A 20,971-nucleotide genomic window follows, 5' to 3' on the forward strand; every position below is an offset into this window, starting at 1 on the left:
TGAGTTTGAAACGTTCTACACTAAGAACATTCTGCTTAATGAGGGTATCCGCGCTTGGATGGCTCCTCAAGATCAACCGCATGAAAACTTCATCTTCCCTGAAGAAGTTCTTCCTCGCGGTAACGCTTTGTAAGAATTCTTCACTCTTCTAGGCTCAAAGCCTTTTAGAAACTAAAACTCAGGATGAAACTGTTTACACTTCACCCTTAATACTTTTAAAGTCCTTGCTTTTTAGCAGGGACTTTATTATTGTTGTTAACAGTTAACAGTTAACAGTTAACAGTTAACAGTTAACCATCAACAAATACTAAGCGATCGCTTTCTCATACCGCCGATTAATTTCCGCCCAGTTGACAACATTCCACCACGCTTTTAGGTAATCGCCGCGCAGGTTTTGATATTTGAGATAATAGGCGTGTTCCCAAACATCGTTTCCCATAATTGGATATTTGCCTTCCATTAAAGGACTGTCTTGATTACCAGTAGTTGTAATCTCAAGTTTGCCGTTTTTATTAAGGACTAGCCAAACCCAACCGCTACCAAAACGTTTTGTGCCTGCGTCGTTAAACTTTTGTTTAAAAGCATCAACGCTACCGAAGGTTTGATTAATTGCAGTTGCAATCGCGCCTGTCGGTTCGCCCCCGCCTTTGGGACTCATAATTTCCCAAAACATCGTATGATTAACATGACCACCACCATTGTTACGAACTACCGTGCGAATATCCTCCGGTACACTATTGATATCTCGTAATAATGCCTCAGCACTCTTCCCTTTCAGTTGCGAGTATTTATTAATAGCATCGTTCAGATTTTTGACATAGGCAGCGTGGTGTTTATCGTGGTGAAACTGCATAGTTCGCGCATCGATGTGAGGTTCTAGAGCATTGTATTCATAAGGCAAAGGTGGCAAAGTGAAACCAGTTTCACTTTGAGCTGCAATTGCGCGATCGCTAGGGGAATTTTTGGATGCAGACAAATTGTTTCCCGATGCTTGGCAAGCACCCAAGGTAACGGCTCCAACACTGGCGCTAAATAAATACAAAAAATTTCGACGTTTAAGACTCATAATCATGTACCCCACGGAATTATGTTCACCTTTTTACCTTATTTAAAGATAAACCCTACTGTGTCTGCCAAAAGACATAACGTTCTGCTATCACTCTCAGCAGAAAATATGCTCTATCCTTAACAGTTGCCTCTGGATACTCTAAAAGAGACAACCAGGACTTACGCACGAAGTATCAAAAATCTAGGGTTTGGGTTTGCTTCGTACCCTCGCAACTTCGGCTTCCCTGCGGTCGCAATGACAGACTTGCTGTGCGTAAGTCTTTATCACCTCTGCCTTCTGCCTTCTGCCTTCTGCCTCCTGGTGTACTTAATTGACAGCCGCCTCCTAAAACATTTACTTATCAATCAAATTTAATAATTGTTTTATGATTTCCGCAAGAGTGCGGTAAGCTAATAACCAAGTCAAGAAAGCGTGCTACTTCCAAAAAGCGTAGAGCGCATGACTCGGCCAATCAAAATATCGCTTTATTAAAAGTCTCAAGTCAGCAGGGACAGTTTAAAGGCTTATTCTAAATAAATCTTTAGTTTTTGCTTGCCTACCTGAGATGAGAATAGTTTGCTAATACGCAATTAGCAAACGAAAATAAGCGCTTTGATAACCTTCAGTGAATGTCGTTACAGAAGATTATGAATTGCAGCGAGGCTAGGCTATGACAAGATTTTCAGATCAATTTTCTGGGCTTTCTCGGCGTAAGTTTATTGTGACAGCAGGTGCATCTGCCCTGGGTTCAATGCTACTTAAAGGCTGTTTAGGAAATCCCCCAGAACCAGGTGCAAATACCAGTGCGGTTGGTGCTTCCCCTTCATTAGTTACTGCTACTCCCAATGAGAAAAGAGTAGAAGGAATTGAAACTACAAAAGTCACTTTGGGTTATATTCCTATCGTTGAAGCCGCAGCATTAATTATTGCCCAAGAAAAAGGTTTTTTTGCTAAATATGGCATGACGGAAGTTACAGTTGCCAAGCAAGCTAACTGGGGTTCGGCTAGAGATAACTTAGAAATTGGTTCTGCGGGCGGCGGTATAGATGGCGGCCAGTGGCAAATGCCGATGCCTTATCTGATTAGCCAAGGGTTAATTACTAAGAATAGCGCCCAAATCCCAATGTATGTTTTAGCGCAGTTAAATACTCAGGGAAATGGCATTGCTGTCTCACTTAAACACGAGGGTAAAGGCTTAGGTCTTAAAATAAGTCAAAGTGGCCATGACTATATCAAAGACCTCGCTAAAGCGGGTACTCCCTTCAAAGCAGCCTACACTTTTCCCAAGGTTAATCAGGATCTCTGGATTCGTTATTGGTTAGCAGCCGGCAATATTGACCCCGATGCAGATGTTAGTTTGCTAACAGTACCGCCAGCCCAAACTGTCGCTAATATGAAAACTGGCAGTATGGATGGTTTCAGTACCGGCGATCCCTGGCCGCTGCGAATTGTGAAAGAAAAGATTGGCTTTATGTCGGCCCTTACGGCTGAAATTTGGAAAGGTCATCCAGAGGAATATCTAGCAATTCGTAGCGATTGGGTAGATAAACATCCGAAGGCTACAGAAGCCGTTTTAGCAGGATTAATTGAGGCCCAACAGTGGTGCGATAAACCTGAAAATCGAGCCGAATTAGTTACCATTGTTTCTAGTAAAAATTTCTTTGATGTACCTCCAGAGGTTTTGATACCACCCTATTCAGGTAAATACCTTATGGGTGATAACAAACCAGAAATCGACGACTTTAAAATGAGTCCGTTGTACTGGAATGATGGGATTGGTAATGTTTCTTATCCCTACAAAAGTCACGATTTGTGGTTCTTAACTGAAAGCGTGCGCTGGGGTTTTCTGCCTACAACAACTTTGACAGATAGTAAGGCGATTATTGATAAAGTCAACCGCGAAGATATTTGGAAAAAAGCTGCCAAATTAGCTGGGGTTGCTGAGGCTGATATTCCTGCAAGTACATCTCGTGGTGTGGAAAAGTTCTTTGACGGTAAAGAATTTAATCCTGACAAACCTGAAGATTACATCAACAGTTTAGCAATTAAAAAAGTTTGATTTAGTTAACTGTTAACTGTTAACTGTTAACTGTTGACTGTTAACTGTTAACTGATAACTGTTAACTGATAACTGTTAACTGTTAACTGTTAACTGATAACCAATAATAGAAACATAGGAGATTGGGAGAATGGCTGTAAGTACAAATCGGAGAGGCGGATTAGATGCCCAAGGAATGTTGGGTGAGTTTTGGAATAAAAATTCTCAGAATATTTTACCGCCACTTTTGGGAATATTTGGGTTTCTATTTGTTTGGCAGTTCCTATCAAGTTCTGGACTGATTAAGCTACCAGGCCCTAGCAGTTTGTGGACTGATGAACGGACGCGAATTCTGCTGATGTATCCTTTTATGAATTCCAAAACTTACGGAGTTGGCCTGTTTTGGCAAACTTTAGCGAGTTTGGAACGAGTAGCAAAAGGCTACACTTTGGCAGCAATTGTGGGAATTGGCGGCGGGGTTTTGGTAGGGACAAATCCTTTTCTAAATAAGGCTTTAGATCCGATTTTCCAATTTTTGCGGATGGTTGCACCTTTGGCCTGGGTTCCGATTGCTTTGGCGGCTTTACAACAAAACGAACCTGCGGCGTTGTTCGTGATTTTTATAACTTCGGTTTGGCCGATTTTAATTAACACGGCTGAAGGTGTACGGCAGATTCCTGATGATTACAATAACGTGGCGAAGGTGTTGCAACTTTCTCGGAAAGAGTATTATTTTAATATCTTGTTTCCTTCGGCACTTCCTTACATTTTTACTGGTTTGAGAATTGCGATCGGTTTGGCTTGGTTGGCGATTATTGCCGCAGAAATTGTGATGTCGGGGATTACGGGTATTGGCTTCTTTATTTGGAATGCTTACCAACAAAACTACATTAGTGAGATTTTGTTAGCGGTAATTTACATTGGGGCCGTTGGTTTAATTCTGGATCGATTGATGGCTTGGTTGCAGGAAAAAATCGCTCCCTCACAAGGAAAATAAGGTACGTAGTTGCGCTTTAGCGCTCTTTATATTCCCTTCAAAGTGAGGCTAGTGCAACTACTTACCTGGGAGGGCTGAAGCCCAACTACTTACCTGGGAGGGCTGAAGCCCAACTACTTACCTGGGAGGGCTGAAGCCCAACTACTTACCTGGAGGGCTGAAGCCCAACTACGTACAAACAAATCTACACGCAGGCAAGAAAATTATGTCAGTTTTAATTGCAGTAGAACAACTTGAAAAAACCTTTAATTTATCAGACGGTGGCACATATATTGCCCTCAAAGGTATCGATCTGGAAATTAAAAAAGGTGAATTTGTCTCCTTAATTGGACACTCCGGCTGTGGTAAATCTACACTGCTAAATATGGTCGCAGGTTTAGACTTACCCACCGAAGGATTAGTGACAATTGAAGGCCAAAGAATCACTCAGCCTGGCCCCGATCGCATGGTAGTCTTTCAAAATTATTCCCTACTACCTTGGCGCACAGTTAGAGAAAATATTACTCTAGCTGTAGATTCGGTAATGAAAGGTTTACCCAAAGCTGAACGCCTTGATATCATTCAAAAACACATTGATATGGTAGGCTTAACTCCCCACGCTGAAAAACAGCCGGCATTGTTATCAGGAGGACAAAAACAACGGGTGGCGATCGCGCGAGCTCTCGCCTTACGTCCTAAACTGTTGCTATTAGATGAACCCTTCGGTGCTTTAGACGCTTTAACTCGCGGCAATTTGCAAGAGAAATTAATGGAAATTTGCCAAGAGTACGAAATTAGTGCGCTGATGGTGACTCACGATGTGGATGAAGCCGTGTTACTTAGCGATCGCATCGTCATGTTAACCAACGGCCCAGAATCAAAAATAGGCGGCATTCTCGAAGTAGACATCCCCCGCCCCCGCAAACGGATGGAAGTAGTCTCACACCCCAGTTACTACGCCCTACGTAGCGAAATGATTTACTTCCTTAATCAACAGAAACGGGTGAAAAAATTAAGGGCGAGAAAAGTCCCCGCGATCGCCCGTCACGGCCTGGAAAAAGTCAACCTCGAACTCGGATTTGTCCCCCTCGCCGCCTGTGCTCCCCTCGCCGTCGCCAAAGAAAAAGGCCTTTTTGCGAAACACGGCCTTGATGAAGTTCACCTCGTCCGCGAAACCAGTTGGCGCGGCATCGTCGATGGCATTGCCGGCGGTTACTTAGATGCCGCGCAAATGCCCTCTGGGATGGCGGCGTGGTTAAGCTTAGGAGGCCATCAAGAGAAGCCTATACCAACAGTTACAGCCCTCACTATGAGCCGCAACGGTAACGGGATTACCCTCGCTCGGCGGTTTTACGACCAAGGAATTTACACCCTGGCAGATTTTAAAAAAATGCTGCAAAGAACGCCGGCGCAAACTCATCGGATGGCGATCGTTCACCCTTCCTCGATGCACAACTTGTTACTGCGTTACTGGTTAGCATCTGGGGGAATCGATCCCGATCGCGATGTGTTGTTGAAAAATATCCCTCCAGCCCAAATGATTGTTGACTTACAGGGGGGTACGATTGACGGTTTCTGCGTGGGGGAACCTTGGAATTTGCGGGCCTCGATGGAAGGAGTCGGCTTTACAGTGGCGACGGATTTGGAATTATGGCCGGGACATCCTGGGAAAATTCTAGGGGTTCGGGAAGAATGGGCGAATGCTTATCCAAATACTCACATTGCTTTAATTAAGGCATTGTTGGAGGCTTCTCAGTATTGCGCCGATCCTAATCATGCGGCTGAGGTGGCGGAAATTGTAGCGGGGCGCGAGTATGTCGCCACTGACAAAAATTACATTCAACTCGGCGATCCCAATTCTGCTGCTTGCAATCTGGATACTCCCATGCGGGAATACGCCCACCATTTATTTTATGGGGAAGGGGTGAACCGTCCCAGTCGGACAGAACAGTTATGGCACATTGTCCAGATGGCCCGCTGGGGCGATACGGTGTTTCCCCGTAACTGGGTGGAAATTTTGGAACGAGTGGTAAGGGTTAGTCCGTTTAGTGTGGCGGCGCGAGAGTTGGGGATGTCGGATATTACTTATTCTCGCGGTTCTCTTCCCTTGTTTGATGGGTCGGTTTTTAATGCTGACGATCCGATTGGATATCTTAATAATTTGGAAATCAAACGGGATTTCACAATGGCTGAAGTTATCCTTGATTCTCATCGTCGTTCCGCTTAGTAGGTATGTAGTTGGGCTTCAGCAGGTATGTAGTTGGGCTTCAGCCCTCTTTCATGGTCTAAGAGGGCTGAAGCCCAACTACATACCTTAACAATCAACAATCAACAATTTTTTTAACCCATGATTAACACTGCTCTCAATCAGAACAACGCTAAAACTAATCTGAAGCTAGGGAACGATCGCCGCCAGCCTTTTTTAGTGATGGACAATGTTTATAAGTCCTATCCAAACGGTTACAAGGCGTTAGAAAATATCAACTTAAATATCGCCGAAGGAGAGTTTATTACGATTATAGGACACTCCGGTTGTGGTAAGTCCACGCTATTAAATATGGTCTCCGGTTTTAGCCATCCTAGTCAGGGTAGCGTGACGATTAATGGGCAGAAAATTACTAAGCCTGGCCCCGATCGGATGGTGGTGTTTCAGGGTTACGCTTTGCTACCTTGGCGGACGGTGTTTGAGAATGTTTATATCGCTGTTAATGCGGTATTTCCCAATAAGTCAAAAGTTGAAAAAAATGCCATTGTTAAAGAGCATTTAGCAATGGTAGGTTTAACTGAAGCTGCGGAGAAAAGGCCGCCGCAAATTTCGGGGGGGATGAAGCAGCGGGTTTCGATTGCGCGGGCCTTGGCAATTCGTCCAAAGGTGTTGATTTTAGATGAACCTTTTGGGGCTTTGGATGCAATTACTAAGGAGGAATTGCAGGAGGAATTGTTGAAAATTTGGAACGATCATCGTTGTACGGTGTTGATGATTACTCACGATATTGATGAGGCTTTGTTTTTAGCCGATCGTTTGGTAATGATGACTAATGGGCCGTCGGCGACGGTGGGGGAAGTTTTGGAAATTCCTTTCCCTCGTCCTCGCGATCGCGTGCAAATTATGGAAGATCCAGAGTATTATAATCTACGGAATTATGCTTTAGATTTTCTGTTCCGTCGTTTTGCCCACGATGAAGATGCTTAATCAATTTGGTATTAAGGATTGAACACGGGAATGCTGGAAAATTGATGATCCAGCATTTCTCAAATTTCATAGCAAATTGTGAAAAATTTTGCAAGAGCGATCGTAGTAGTTTGGGTGTAACGAAGTTAACTTCATACAATCAACCTCCTGCCTTCTGCCTCCTGCTATAACAACTTTAATGAGCCATCCCACCACCCCCAGCAGACTTCACCTTTTTAAAGAATATCACTGCAATCCCACTTAACAGTAAAGCAATCCCTACAAAGTAAAAACAATCATTAAAAGCCATCACATAAGCTTCGCGGCGAACGATATTAGCAATAGCTGCGATCGCCTGATCTTTTGCCACACTCAAATCAGACCCTCGACTGACAAAATACTGAGTCATTTGATTAAGTCTTTCTTGCGTTTCCGGGTTATATAAAGATACGGAATTACCCAATTGATTCGAGTGAAATTGTTCGCGTTGTGTCACCAAAGTTGCCAAGGCTGCAATCCCCATTGAACCACCTAAATTTCGCATCATATTAAACAATCCCGAAGCAGAACCCGCCTCTTGTTTCTCCATTCCAGCAGTTGCAATCGTCGAGAGAGGAACCATAATTAAAGGTTGTCCCATAGCACGAACTAGTTGCGACCAACGCAACTCATTGATACCATAATCGTGAGTCATATAAGCATTCATAAAACAACTCACCGCAAACAAACTAACCCCTGTCCCAATGAGTACCCGCATATCAACACGCTGCATTAATTTGGGTACCATTGGGACGATAAATAATTGGGGGAATCCCGCCCACATAATTACCTCGCCAATTTGCATAGAATTGTATTGCTGAATCTGACCCAAATATAGCGGCAAAATGTACACAGAACCGTACAATCCCACCCCCAGCGATACATTCACAATACTTGCTAATCCGAAATTTCTCCGCGTTAGTAAGCGCAAATTAATAAAAGGTCGTTTTCGAGTCAGTTCAATCCAGAAAAATAGGCTCAGAAAAATAAAAGAAATGATACTTAAACGGACAATTAAATCAGAATTAAACCAGTCTTTTCTACTTCCTTCTTCTAATACGACTTGCAGAGAACCTAACCCAATCGCCATTGAGATAATTCCCCACCAATCTCCCCCTTTTAGCAGTTCAGTTTGCAGCGGTTGAGGATCAACTGCATACCAAACAGCAGCCAGCAAAAGCATCCCCGGAATTAAATTCAAATAAAATACATATTCCCATCCATAATTCTCCGTTAACCATCCTCCAATTGTTGGCCCAATTGACGGCGCAAAGGTGGCTGTGATCGCAAACATTGCCATCCCAATTGGTACTTTTGATGGTGGCAAGTTGGTCAGTAAAAAGGTGAAAGCCATCGGGATTAAAACACCACCAGTGAACCCTTGCAAGGCGCGGAATACAATCATTGAATTCAAATCCCACGCCCAAGCACAGCAGATAGAAAAGAAGGTAAACAGGGCTGCATTGACTAATAAATACAAGCGGATGGAAAATACTCGCGATAGCCAACCAGTTAGAGGAATCACTACAATTTCTGCTACCAAATAAGACGTAGAAATCCAAGAACCTTCCTCTAAGGTTGCGCCCAAGGAGGCTTGAATGTCTTTGAGGGAAGCGTTGGTAATTTGAATATCTAAAACTGCCATGAAAGCGCCGAGAATGGTTCCCATTAAACCAATCCAAGTTTTCAAAGGAACGCGCTCTTCGGATGGCTGCTTTTGCATTGTACTTGTATTAGCCATTGATTTACACCTATCTAGGGTTGCTGTTAGAAAGTAAGCCCATTGAACTATAGATTGGTCGCACTAAACGCCTTAAGGTTGGTAGCTGCTTAGTAAAAATAAATGAACCGCAAATACAAATTATCCCTCCAATAATTAATGTATTGGGAGCACCGATATAATCAGCTAATCCACCAGCAATTAAATTGCCAAAAGGCGTAGCTCCAAATAGTGCCATCGCGTAAATACTCATTACTCGCGCTCGTTTGTCGTCTTCAACTATTGTTTGTAAAAATGTGTTGCCCGATGTAACAGTGAGGATGAAACCAACGCCAATTACTAACATCATTATTAATGAAAGCCACAACTGGCGAGAGGACGCAAAACCTATGAGTCCTAAACCCATAATTGCTGGCGAAATAGCAATCAATTTACCTAGTCCCAGCACACTTTTTCGCGCACTCAAATAAATCGCACCCGATAATGCTCCTACTCCTGAAGCAGTCATTAAAAAGCCCAAAGTTTCTGGGCCTCCATGCAGAATTTGTGTTGCAAAAATTGGCGTGAGAATTGTATATGGCATTCCTGCAAAGGCGACTAATGCTAATAAGAATATAATGGAACGGATGGGATAAAAACCAAAGACATAAGCGAAACCTTCTTTCAATCTTTCTAAAGAATTTGTGGTAATTACTGCTAGTTTTCGAGGTTTAACCTTCATCGCTAATAAACCTACAATAACGGCGATGTAACTAAGTCCATCAATTAGAAAACAGTAACCTGGGCCAACACTAGCTATTAGCAATCCTCCAATCGCAGGCCCGACTAATCTCGCTCCGTTGAACATGGAAGAATTAATCGCGATCGCGTTTGCTAAATGTTCTTTATTTTCTACCATTTCTGGTACAAAAGCTTGACGTGCTGGCGCATCAAAGGCAGTGATTGCACCTTGACAAAAACTCAGTATAATGATGTGCCAAATATTAATTACTCCTGTTAACGCTAAAAAAGCTAGCGCTAATGACTGAATCATGGCAAGTATTTGAGTAATAACTAGAACTCGGTGGCGATTCCACCTATCTATTAAGACTCCTGCAAATGGAATTAAAATCAAGGTAGGAAGTTGACCAGCAAATCCAACTACACCCAGCAAAAAAGCTGATTGGCTTAAGTGATAAACTAGCCAAATAGAAGCAATTTGTGTCATCCAACTACCAATTAGAGAAATTCCCTGTCCTGCGAAAAACAGTCGGTAATTTCTGGAGCGTAGCGCTGGGGGAATTGCGATCATGGTTAGTTGTTAGTTGTTAGTTGTTAGTTGTTAGTTATTGGCTTTTGTCATTGCGTTGGCGTAGCCTGCGCGTAGCGCTTACGAAGTGAAGTAATCGCAAGGTATCCGACTCAATAGCTATAGAACCCATTTGACATCTTTTCGCGATCGCCTCAACACGAATGAACAGGGCGATCGCCACATATCCAATGAGGGAGGCTGGGATAGCTAGTCCTATGCTTCGGACGATTCTTGCCCATCTGATTTGGGCTTACGATCGGGTGAATTGAAGAAATTACCCAAAGGAGAAATCTTGAATCCGGGAGCAATATAGTCCCCAGGCAGGTAATTTTCGGGGATAGTGTTTTGGTTGCCATCCCGCAACGCTCGGTAATGGGGCGAAAGAATTTCAATCCCCACTTCATTGCACTTATCTTGGATATTCTGGTGCAGTTCGGAATATATCTTCGCCATAATCTTGGGCTTGTCGGTGTAGGCGTTGATTTCATAGCTGACATAAAAATCGTCCAAGCTGGTTTGCAGCACAAAAGGCACAGGTTCTGCCAAAATGTGTGGCGTGGCACCAGCGGCATTTATCAGCGCTTCATGGACTTTTCGCCAGGGCAAGTCGTAACCGAGGGTAATTGTTGTGTGCAGAATCAATGGGGGCGCGCTAGGGTCTTGCGCCGCAGAACTGTAGTTAATAACTTGGGCGCTTAGAACAGATGCGTTAGGAATGGTAATCACGACATTTTTGATTGTGCGGATGCGAGTGACCAGCAACGTTTTTTCGACAATATCGCCGATCGCCTCCCCGATTTTGACGCGATCGCCCACCTCAAAGGCACGGGTATAGATCAAAATAACTCCTGCGACCACATTAGCGACAGCAGCCGATGAACCGAGGGAGAGCAGTAGACCTAGAAAAACGGACACACCCTGAAAAGCAGGAGACTGTGCGCCAGGCAAATAAGGAAAAGCAACGATCGCAGCTAGGGCAATAATTAAAAACGTAACCAGTTTACTGGTGGGTTTTGCCCACTCTGGATAAAATCCAGACAAGGCAAAACTTCCTCTGCCAATTTTTGCAAAAATGAATCGGACAAATTGGAGGATGTAGAAGGTGAGAATAACTACTAGGGCAATGATAAACAAATTCGGCAGATAGGAAAAAAATGATTGAAAGACACCACCTACTGCTTTTAAGAGGTAGCGAGATAGAGATGCCCCAATCTGCTTTGTCCAAGGAAAAAAGCTCAAAACTAGAAGCACATAGAGATAAAAAATCCCTAGAAACACAACTAACCGCAGAAATTTAAAAGAACTGATTAGAATATCCGTAATCTGGGTCGCGGGTAAAATTTCAATGTTTTGAATCCTTAGTGGTGAGATTCGGATGTTGTGCCGCTCATCTAAGTTCCGTAAAGTTCTGGACAAAATCTGACTCAAGATATTAAAAATAATCAAGAGGGCGATCGTTGCTAAAAAAGCATAGAGAACGCTAAGTAAGATATTTCTTAAACTCCGAGATTCTCGATATCTTTGAACTGAGTCTTTGATTTTATCGAAATATTCAGCAGCAAGTTCTTGACGACTTTTTTGGGCAACTTTTGCATCCGCTTCTACCAGAGAAAGAATTATTTTATCTCCGTCCATGATGTTGGTTTCATCTTTTTTATCTTCAAGCTTTAAGGAGTCAATTGGAATCGATGAATCTTCGGCAAAGGCTTCGATCCTTTGACTGATAGCTTGAGCGCGTACTTCGGGTGAAAATGAGCCAATTCTGGCTTTAATTTCAAATAATGGCTCTCCTGACAAGACAACGGAGTAAGCAGTGGCTTTCTGGCTGACACTCTTTTCCTGAGCATAAGAAAAGGGTAAAGCCATAGCGAACAACAAGATGGCGATCGCCAGGACGATCGATCTTCTGAATTTTTTGTTGAACATGATTTTATCAAGATATTTAAAAATGAAGTCTCTCTTTAGCTTTTGAAAGCACACCCTAGCCTCTTATAGCAACCGCTTTCGTCGGTTAGGGGCGCTTAGGCTAGGGGCGCTTAGGCTAGGGGCTAGGGAAGAAGGGGAAGAAGGGAATAGAATCAGCTAGTTTCAGGAACTCAGAACGTCCTAACTGCCAAGAAGGTTGCTATAGATGTCAAATGGGTTCTATACATTCTCTATCATTCTTAGCCAATTTAAGCACAATTGCAACGGGACTTACGCATTGTATAGCTAGGGGCTCTCTTGCTAGGGGCTAGGGAAGAGAGAAGAGGGAAGAGGTTACTCTGTAAAGGATTCAGGACTAAAGGTAACAGTTGTACTTGCCCTAATCGCCCTGGCGGTTGCTATAACGACAGTATCAGGGTTTGAGATTACTTCGTTTCACTCGCAATGAGAGAAAATGGTAGAAGATGCGTATTGCGTAAGTCATGTTGCAAAACTAACCTTTGGCAATCCCGAATCGATTTTCAACTATTGCGATTGCTTCGCTTCGCTCGCAATGACAACTAGCAGTTAACCGTTAACCGTTAACTATTTAATTTCGACATTGACAACAGCAGACATTCCCGGTGCAATCCGCGATTCATATCCTTTGACAGTTTCGGGGATAAACACAACTTTTACGGGAATCCGTTGCACAATTTTCGTAAAGTTGCCAGTAGCATTATCGGGAGGCAATAAGGTAAACTGAGAACCTGATGCTGGTGAGAAACTATCGACGCGCCCTTCAAACTGATGATTAGGGAAAGCATCTAATTTGATTTCTACTTTTTGGCCGGGTTTCATATTTGCCAGTTGCGTTTCTTTAAAGTTGGCTGTCACCCAATACTCATTACTAACGATCGCCATTAAAGGCGTTCCCGGCTGCACGCGCTGACCAACTTCTACCGATTTTCGCCCGATAAGTCCGGCGGCGGGTGCAGTAATATTCGTGTAGGAAAGTTGCAGTTGAGCGTCTTTGAGGGTGGCTTCTGACTGCGCGATCGCACCTAATGCTGCATTGTACTGCGATCGGTTAACCTGCGTTTGCTGACCGGTCGCTTGCGCCTGTTGCAATCCGCCTTTGGAAGCTTCTAATTTTGATTGAGCCGAAGTAATCCCCTCTTGGGCTTGGGCGACTTTCGCTTCGGCGCTGGCTATCCCTACTTTAGCTTGGGCGACTTTTGCTTGGGCTTGGTTCACACCTTCTTTAGCTTCAGCAAGGGCTGCTTGGGCCGTCGCTACGCCTTGTTGAGCCTGTGCGACTTGGGCTTTGGCTTGTTCAATTCCTTGTTGGGCGGCGGTTTTTTGAGCAACGGCGACATCGTAGGCTTGGCGGGCTGCGTCTAGTTGTTGGCCTGCGATCGCGCCTTCGTTAAATAGTTCATTGTAGCGTTGCAAATCAGCCTTAGCCTTTGTCACCGTCGCCTCAGCTTGGGCTAACCTCGCTTGAGCCCCAGAAACTCCCGCTTGGGCTTCCCTAACTCTCGCTTCAGCCTGGGGAATGCCTGATTCTGCTTGTGTTACCTTCGCCTGGGCTGCTGGGACTCCGGCTTCTTCTTGGGCGACAATAGCTTCGGCTGCGGGTACGCCGGCTTGGGCTTCTCTCAGGGCGGCTTGAGCAGTACCTATGGCAGCTTGGGCTGTTGAGATGTCTCCTTGAGCTTGGGTTGTCTTACCTTGGTTGGTTTGAGAGGCGAGGGAAACGCTGGATTCGGCTGCTTGAGCTTGGCGACGGGCGCTTTCGAGGGCCGCTTGGGCTAACTGGACTTTAACCTGGTAGTCGCGCGGGTCGAGTTTGACTAGCAGTTGTCCCTGCTTTACTTGCTGGTTATCTGCTACGAGTACGTCGCTGACAGTACCGTTAATACGGGTGCTGACTTGGTGGATGTGGCCGGAAACTGTGGCGTTTTCGGTTTCGATGTGGGCGGAGGCGTATTGCCAGTAGCGATAGCCAAAAGTGCTGGCGGCGATCGCGCCTATTCCTAATATTCCTAAAATTAGTAAGTTGGGGCCGCCTTTCTTGGGCGGTTCGGCTGGCTGCTGTTTTTGCTCTGTTTCTGTGGTGGGTGCGATCGCTGTCTCGGTCTCGGCCACAGGCACTATTTTATCGCTAACATCTGCAACGCCGACATTGGGCTTTTCTAGAACGGCGACTCCTTTTCCTTTGCCGTTGAGTTCTGCGGTGTTGATTTCTTCGTTAGGGCGTTGCATGGTAGTTCTCTCCTGGTATTTACTAAGATGTCGTTTGTTTAGAGTACGTAGTTTTACGGTATTAAGACTGCTTTTGTTTAGAGTACGTAGTATTTGAGGATTAGTTTGAATTTACAAAGGGTGGCGGCGGCTGCACTTCATCTATTTCGGTAATTTGAGGATTAGTTTTAAATTTACAAGAGGTGGCAGCGGTTGCACTTCATCCATTAGGGTGATTCTATCGGTGAAATCTGCTTAGGAAAGATTTGCGATCGCGCGATCCATTAGGTCTGAGAAGAGTTCGCGATCGGGGACGGAAATTCCTTTCATGGCTTGTTCGCGGATACCGATCGCGATCGGTGGGAGTACGTCTTCTAGTTCCCGGCCAGCTTCCGTCAGCCAAATGCGCCAAATACGGCGATCGTTAGGATCGCGTTCCCGGCGGACTAGATCCCGTTCTTCCATGCGATCGATTACACCTGTTAATGTACCCCCTACCTGTTGCAGTTTCTCCCCAATGCTAGAAGTAGGGAGACCGTCTTCTTGCCACAAGCAGCACAGCACTAACCAATGAAAAGGCGTTAAGCCAAACGGTTCCAGCCTTTCTTGAAACCTGCGGCCGCTGAGTTGGGCCAGCAGCTTGATCCGGTAGCCGATGCTGTGGGGGGCGAGAACGCCATGCCATCGACTCGGAGATTTGCGATTAATAGTAGATATAGTAACCATTGGTAATTTACTTTGTGTTCGTACTATTAGTGTAAGGTGCTTTTTGGGGATTGTCAAGGGGATTTTTTGCCTAAGTCCTGAGTTATATAAACTTAAGCTTCAGACCGCTCTTTTCTCACCCTTCCCACCTCACCCAAATTCAACTTAGCCCGCAATTCATCCTTAATCCTATTCAAAATAGAACCCTCATCCAAAGAAGCCAAAATCCTACTAACAACAGCCTTCGGCCCATCATCACCCCAAGACGCGCCATTAGCCAAATAAGCCTTTGTCACCTGTCCAATTCCATAGGAAGAAACCCCAGCAACCCCAGCTTGAGTTACCGCAACAGATAAATAAGGCGCTAAAGACAAGCCACCCGTTACAGGTGCAGCCATTCCCAACAAACCTTTAAGAGAACTCAAACCAAAATTAGCCACCAATTCACTCGCAGTAATACCACCCATACTAATCGCCATTTTTTGCAACAGTTCCACCGCCCCCGCTTCCGTCATCCCAATTCCGTAAAGCTTTGACAGCGTTAATACCATCGCTACATCAATTACAGCGCCGCTGATAATATCCAGAATAGTAATCGGATTCAGCGCGATCGCCACCGCCTTAGTCATCACCCCATTCCAAATAATTTTATTAGCACTATCCTCGCGAATCTCCATCTTTCGCTTCACTAACTGCTCGTTGACATCACCCGCATAGAGCATCGTATTCAGAGCCACCAAAGATTTACCTTCCCGGTCTAAAATCTCCAGAATCTTAAGTTTTAAATCATCTATTTGCGGCGCTCCGCGAGTCATTTTGACATTCATAGTGCCATCAGCACGTCTCACAGCATTAGGTATCAAAGGCGAAGCCGCCGCCATCACAATTTCATCAGGCGACAGCAACTCCCGCACCCGATCGTCCCGAATTTTGTGATAGATAGCAATGCGATCGGCATCAGGATATTGGTCAATTTTATTGAATACTAAAAGCATCGGTTTACCAGCTTCTCGCAACTGAGAAAGCGCTTCGTATTCAACTTTTGTGATATCACCAGCAACAACAAATAGAATTAAATCAGCCTGTTTAGCCACCTGACGCGCCAAAGCTTCGCGAGTCTCGCCATCTACTTCATCAATCCCCGGAGTATCGATTAATTCAACCTGGGATAAGCGATAAACAATCGGAGCATTAGCAAGCACTGGCAATTGTCCCTTTACCCCTAATTTTTTGCCCTCATCTCCCCTACTTCCTATCTCTTCTTGGCCTATATCCCACTCACCAATTGTCATATTGCGGGTAACGCCGTGAGTCGGGCCAGTTTCAAAGATATTTTGACCTAGCAGAGCATTCAAAACTGAAGATTTACCGCGCCCTACCATGCCAAATACTGCTATTTGCACGCAAGTTCGCTCTAACTTGTCGAGCATTTTTTGTAACCCTCCAATGGCGGGTTCGAGCCCGCTTCGCTCTTGGGGTGTCAAGTCCATATTTTCTACTATGTCTCGTAGAGCTTCTCTTGCGTGGCGCAAGTTCAGTTCGGACTGAATATCTGCGAAGCTTAAAATTGTATTGTCAAGTTCTTTGTCGATTTCCATTAATATATAGCTAGGGGCTAGGGGCTAGGGGCTAGGGGCTAGGGAAAGAAGGGAAAGAATAAATAGGTTCTTAACAGTTAACAGTTAACAATTAACAATTAACAGTTAACAATTAACAGTTAACAATTTAAAAGCGGACTTTGCCTTAACCGCAAAGACCGCCTTTACTAATTTATAACTGCGGAAACCAAGTGGGCAGATGCCACGCTTTGCAGTCAATATGGGCGGAACATGACGGCTCCCGCAATGTAAGTCAAGGCATAATCCCCTTACCGGAAACGCCTGTCGCGCCGTCGCGCAACGGCTTTGCGCTTGCGCTTTTCCAGCGGAGTTTCAAAGTGTCGGCGCTTCTTGACATCTGCCAAAATCCCTGCACTAGAGACTTGACGCTTGAATCGGCGCAAGGCAGATTCAATTCTCTCATTTTCGCCGAGTAGCACTTGAGTCATTCTTCCTACTTCCTTGTAATTCCTAACTAAAGGTTATGCAATTACTAGGCTATCGAATTTTGACACTATTTTACATTTTCCCTTAATCTTAAATCTTAAATCCTAGTGCTTCTAATTTAATAGCGCCCCCCTCCTCCTCTAGAAGATTTACCGCTGTTACCGCCCCGATTGCCGCCGCCCCGATTACCACCGCCTCTGTCCCCTCCTTCTTCGCGGGGTTTAGCTTTGTTTACTTTCAGATCCCGTCCCATCCATTCTGCCCCGTCGAGAGCTGCAATAGCTGCGTCTTCTTCTGCGTCGGTTGCCATTTCTACAAAACCAAACCCTCGCAGACGACCAGTTTCACGGTCTGTAGGCAAGTGTACGCGCTTGACAGTTCCATATTCGGCAAAGACGGTAATGATGTCTTCTTGGGTAACTTGGTAGGAAAGATTGCCTACATAGAGCGACATAGAATTTCTCCAGCATTAAATTATGTAAAGATTCAGCTTTGGAGAAATGCCTGTTGGTACAGAAGGTGGGATTTTTTTACAATTCTGTAGCAGTAAACAAAGCCTACAACCGAATCTGATTCATAACTGGTACTTTAACATAAAATTGCCGATCTATCGTGGGTTTTATCCCTAGTTGACTCGTCTTTTCTTAGCGGAGGTAGGAAAGGTCGAGTGAGCCAAAGTTGGTACTCAGAGCTAAGTTTAGATTTTCGAGACCTTTGACTAACCAGAGGACTCCTTCTCGCGCTGTGGATTCGTAGTGGTTGAATAGAATTGCAAACCGCTTTTCTAGATAGGGTTTGACTTGACGGCAAATCAGCACGATTTTCAGCAGGAGACCGGTTGTTTGGGTTGCGCCCACGTTAGAAATTAGGTCTATGAACACAAAGTGGTTGGGGCGCTGAGGACTTTCGACTACCAGAAAGTTTAACAGTTGGCTGCAAGTTCTGATCATTAAGAAGTCTGTGAATTTTTGGGAGTCGCTTTGGGGAAAGGTGTTTCTTAGTTGTTTATAGAGTTTTTCGTTAAATTGCTGTTTGCCATAGGTTGAGTCGTTGGTGGTAGTAATCAGGTATTCGTATAAGTCATCTTTAAAGGCGCGGTAAGATTGGTTGTAGTTGGTATTGCTGAGAAAGCGGTGGGCAAAATTCCGATAGCTATCGGCTCCTTCAACTTTGCCAATGAATTGTTTGAGAGCGAAAAAGAGCTCGCTATCGTTCAAAAGAGTCGGGTTTTTAATGGGTTGTATAATTCTCCCGAAGGATACTGAGGTTTCTCTGCGAGCTATTTGGGATTTTCTCACTGCGTGAGCTACGTATTGGGAGAGATCGATTTCAAATTGCCGCTGATTTTCAGTTTGAATTTTTTTGATGGTTTTCTGATGTTCGGAGGGACTTCCTTCACTGAGTAAGCAGTGTTTATATAAGTATGGATACCGGGGAATTAATGTTCCTAAAGGCCTAGTTTGGGCTGTGTTGCTGTTGCTACTGCTGTTTGCTTCTCGGCTTTGGCTCATTACTTTTGCCAAGCGTTGTAGCGTTACGTACTGTTCAGTTTTGGTGAATTGTTTGACTAATTCGGGTAGCCCTCTTTTGCTACGGTTGCGTAAATACTTTGTGGGTGGGTTGGAGGGGATACATTCAAATAGACTGATTAATTCGGGGATAGCTGTATGCTTGGCGGGATAAGTTTGCCAACGGTTGATCAGGATGTGACAGCAGCGGTTGAGGATGAACTTAAATTCGTCTTCCGCGTTTTTGGAGGCGATCAGCTTTTCAAGAGCCGTCGCTATTTCGCGATTGGGATATCCCACACCTTCAATGAATAAACTGCGAAAGCGCTCTATGAGCTCCGCTGGTTGCTCTAACTGCACTTGGTCTAGCCAGTGGTTGTAGAGTAGTTGCTCTTCTGGATGGCTTTCTCGGTTGTAACCCTCTGTCAAAGTATTGTTCACTTGAAGTCACCTTCCCTCGCTTAGCTAGAATTTTTTAGCGCTATCTGCTTTGGGATTGCTGGGCGCTCGATCTTAGGTTAAGTTAATTATTATTTTTTTAACTCTAAACTAAGTCCTAATTTAAAGATTACACGAAGTGCTTGCTACTTTCAAGTAGGAGGGTTAAAAATTACTCTAAAATTTGTAAAGTTTGCATAAAAGTTGCGTAAATCTTCGCGTTTAGGTGACGGGGTGAGGGGGTCAAAGCCTTAGACGGGAGGTCAAACCCTTTTTGGAAGGTAAAACCGGGTGTTCAATGGTGACGCGCCTACTCCACAATCAAGGTTTTTGCAGATGCTAAGTACAAACACGGAGAGACAATAAATAAATGAGTCAGTGCAATCCCTACACTGAGAAATCAATAACACGATTATGGATGTATTAGAATAGTTAAGCTAAATAATTTTGAACTGTGAGTGTTGGTTATGGTTTGTCGCGTCACCCCCGCCCAATTAGCTGAAATTTTGGCTGTTCCACCGCCGGTACAGTCTGAAAGTGCGATCGCAACGGGTATAGCGACAGATACGCGGAATCTCAAGGGTGGTGAGGTGTTTGTGGCTTTGCGGGGAGAAAATTTTGACGGCCACAAATTTGTCGCTAAGGCGTTGGAATTGGGCGCGATCGCGGCTGTTGTCGATCGCACTTGGGAAAGCGATGGTTTAAAGCTCCCGCTATTACGGGTTGATGATACTTTAAAAGCTTATCAGGCGATCGCTCGTTGGTGGCGCGACCAATTTAATATTCCCGTAATTGCTGTCACCGGTTCTGTCGGCAAAACTACCACTAAAGAATTAATTGCAGCGGTTTTGACAACCAAGGGAAATGTCCTCAAAACTGAATTAAATTATAACAATGAAATCGGAGTCCCAAAAACTCTATTAGAACTTTCAGAGTCACATCAGTATGCTGTCATTGAAATGGGAATGCGGGGCCCTGGAGAAATTGCACTTTTGAGTCAAATTGCGCGGCCAACAATTGCAGTAATTACAAATGTGGGAACAGCGCATATTGGGCGGCTTGGTTCTAGAGAAGCAATTGCAAAAGCTAAGTGCGAATTATTAGCTGAAATGCCGAAGAACAGCCTAGCAATTCTTAATAGTGACAACGATCTATTAATGGCAACCGCTGCAAAAGTCTGGAAAGGTAAAACCATTGCTTACGGCTTAGATAAGGGCGATTTGTGTCCAGAATTTATTGATAATCAGACAATATCTCTCAATGGTATAAAGCTGCCTTTACCCTTACCTGGTCGTCACAATGCGGCAAATTATTTAGCAGCTTTAGCAGTAGCAAAGAGTTTGGGTGTAAGTTGGAAGTCTTTAAAGCGTGGTTTGTCGGTTGAATTACCGTCAGGAAGGGCTAAACGCTACGAGTTAGCTAATGATATTGTCATTCTGGATGAGACTTATAATGCAGGTTTAGAATCGATGACTGCGGCTTTGAAGCTATTAGCAGATACTCCCGGAAAGCGGCATATTGCAGTGTTGGGTACGATGAAGGAGTTGGGGAATCGATCGCTTGAGTTTCACAGACAAGTAGGCGCGCTGGCGCGGTATTTGAATCTTGATGCTTTATTTATTTTGGCAGATTTTGAGGAAGCTTCAGCAATCGCAAATGGCGCGGCTGGCTTGCCTTTTGTTGAACTAGGAGATATCACCCAAGTTGATGCGCGGGAGACGATGGCGAAGCGTTTGAAAGAGTTTATAAAATCTGGCGATCGCATCTTATTTAAAGCTTCCCATTCGGTTGAATTAAATCGCGTTGTAGAGCTGTTAACAGTTAACAGTTGACAGTTAA

Annotated in this window: 15 protein-coding genes and 1 pseudogene; 6 read left to right on the top strand and 10 right to left on the bottom strand. The window is 44.5% G+C overall.

What is annotated here, in order from left to right:
• Nucleotides 1–133 (top strand): annotated as a pseudogene (locus tag PY364_RS21625) (photosystem II protein D2); the annotation flags it as partial.
• A gap of 174 nt (nt 134–307) precedes the next feature.
• On the opposite strand, the gene PY364_RS21630 reads toward PY364_RS21625, so the two are convergent.
• Complete coding sequence (locus tag PY364_RS21630; protein ID WP_275526159.1) at nt 308–1,066, bottom strand: superoxide dismutase; 759 nt, start codon at nt 1,064–1,066, stop codon at nt 308–310.
• Nucleotides 1,067–1,718: 652 nt separating this feature from the next.
• Between PY364_RS21630 and PY364_RS21635 the strand changes: the two genes are divergently transcribed.
• From PY364_RS21635 to PY364_RS21650, 4 genes are all read left to right on the top strand, one after another.
• Nucleotides 1,719–3,107 carry a CmpA/NrtA family ABC transporter substrate-binding protein gene (locus PY364_RS21635; RefSeq protein ID WP_275526161.1) on the top strand — a complete coding sequence of 463 codons (1,389 nt, stop codon included), beginning with the start codon at nt 1,719–1,721 and terminating at the stop codon, nt 3,105–3,107.
• A 130-nt stretch (nt 3,108–3,237) separates the two neighbouring features.
• A complete protein-coding gene (gene ntrB / locus PY364_RS21640; protein WP_275526163.1) occupies nt 3,238–4,083 on the top strand; it encodes a nitrate ABC transporter permease in 846 nt (281 codons plus the stop codon).
• A 205-nt stretch (nt 4,084–4,288) separates the two neighbouring features.
• Nucleotides 4,289–6,289 carry a nitrate ABC transporter ATP-binding protein gene (locus PY364_RS21645; protein WP_275526165.1) on the top strand — a complete coding sequence of 667 codons (2,001 nt, stop codon included), beginning with the start codon at nt 4,289–4,291 and terminating at the stop codon, nt 6,287–6,289.
• Nucleotides 6,290–6,409: 120 nt separating this feature from the next.
• A complete protein-coding gene (locus tag PY364_RS21650; protein ID WP_275526167.1) occupies nt 6,410–7,255 on the top strand; it encodes a nitrate ABC transporter ATP-binding protein in 846 nt (281 codons plus the stop codon).
• A 175-nt stretch (nt 7,256–7,430) separates the two neighbouring features.
• Here PY364_RS21650 and PY364_RS21655 read toward each other — a convergent pair whose 3' ends face one another.
• The 9 genes from PY364_RS21655 to PY364_RS21695 form a co-directional block, all read right to left on the bottom strand.
• Nucleotides 7,431–9,014 (bottom strand): DHA2 family efflux MFS transporter permease subunit, encoded by a 1,584-nt coding sequence (locus PY364_RS21655; RefSeq protein WP_275526169.1) that lies wholly within the window; start codon nt 9,012–9,014, stop codon nt 7,431–7,433.
• A gap of 10 nt (nt 9,015–9,024) precedes the next feature.
• Entirely contained in the window at nt 9,025–10,284 is a 1,260-nt protein-coding gene (locus PY364_RS21660) for an MFS transporter (RefSeq protein ID WP_275526171.1), read from the bottom strand.
• Nucleotides 10,285–10,497: 213 nt separating this feature from the next.
• Nucleotides 10,498–12,210 carry a mechanosensitive ion channel domain-containing protein gene (locus PY364_RS21665; RefSeq protein ID WP_275526173.1) on the bottom strand — a complete coding sequence of 571 codons (1,713 nt, stop codon included), beginning with the start codon at nt 12,208–12,210 and terminating at the stop codon, nt 10,498–10,500.
• Nucleotides 12,211–12,795: 585 nt separating this feature from the next.
• Entirely contained in the window at nt 12,796–14,457 is a 1,662-nt protein-coding gene (locus PY364_RS21670) for an HlyD family efflux transporter periplasmic adaptor subunit (protein ID WP_275526175.1), read from the bottom strand.
• Between the two features lie 234 nt (nt 14,458–14,691).
• Complete coding sequence (locus PY364_RS21675) at nt 14,692–15,162, bottom strand: MarR family transcriptional regulator (RefSeq protein ID WP_275526177.1); 471 nt, start codon at nt 15,160–15,162, stop codon at nt 14,692–14,694.
• A gap of 92 nt (nt 15,163–15,254) precedes the next feature.
• Entirely contained in the window at nt 15,255–16,739 is a 1,485-nt protein-coding gene (locus PY364_RS21680) for a GTP-binding protein (RefSeq protein ID WP_275526179.1), read from the bottom strand.
• A gap of 269 nt (nt 16,740–17,008) precedes the next feature.
• The gene (rpsU, locus tag PY364_RS21685; RefSeq protein ID WP_272029618.1) at nt 17,009–17,188 is read right to left on the bottom strand and encodes a 30S ribosomal protein S21; all 180 of its coding nucleotides are present in this window, start codon (nt 17,186–17,188) and stop codon (nt 17,009–17,011) included.
• A 116-nt stretch (nt 17,189–17,304) separates the two neighbouring features.
• A complete protein-coding gene (locus PY364_RS21690; RefSeq protein WP_275526181.1) occupies nt 17,305–17,640 on the bottom strand; it encodes an RNA-binding protein in 336 nt (111 codons plus the stop codon).
• 190 nt (nt 17,641–17,830) lie between these two features.
• A complete protein-coding gene (locus PY364_RS21695; protein ID WP_275526183.1) occupies nt 17,831–19,135 on the bottom strand; it encodes a hypothetical protein in 1,305 nt (434 codons plus the stop codon).
• A gap of 464 nt (nt 19,136–19,599) precedes the next feature.
• On the opposite strand from PY364_RS21695, the gene murF reads away from it, so the two are divergent.
• Complete coding sequence (murF, locus tag PY364_RS21700; RefSeq protein ID WP_275526184.1) at nt 19,600–20,964, top strand: UDP-N-acetylmuramoyl-tripeptide--D-alanyl-D-alanine ligase; 1,365 nt, start codon at nt 19,600–19,602, stop codon at nt 20,962–20,964.
• Nucleotides 20,965–20,971: the final 7 nt, after the last annotated feature.

It is taken from the genome of Kamptonema sp. UHCC 0994, assembly GCF_029167235.1.
Taxonomy (GTDB): Bacteria; Cyanobacteriota; Cyanobacteriia; order Cyanobacteriales; family Microcoleaceae; genus Kamptonema.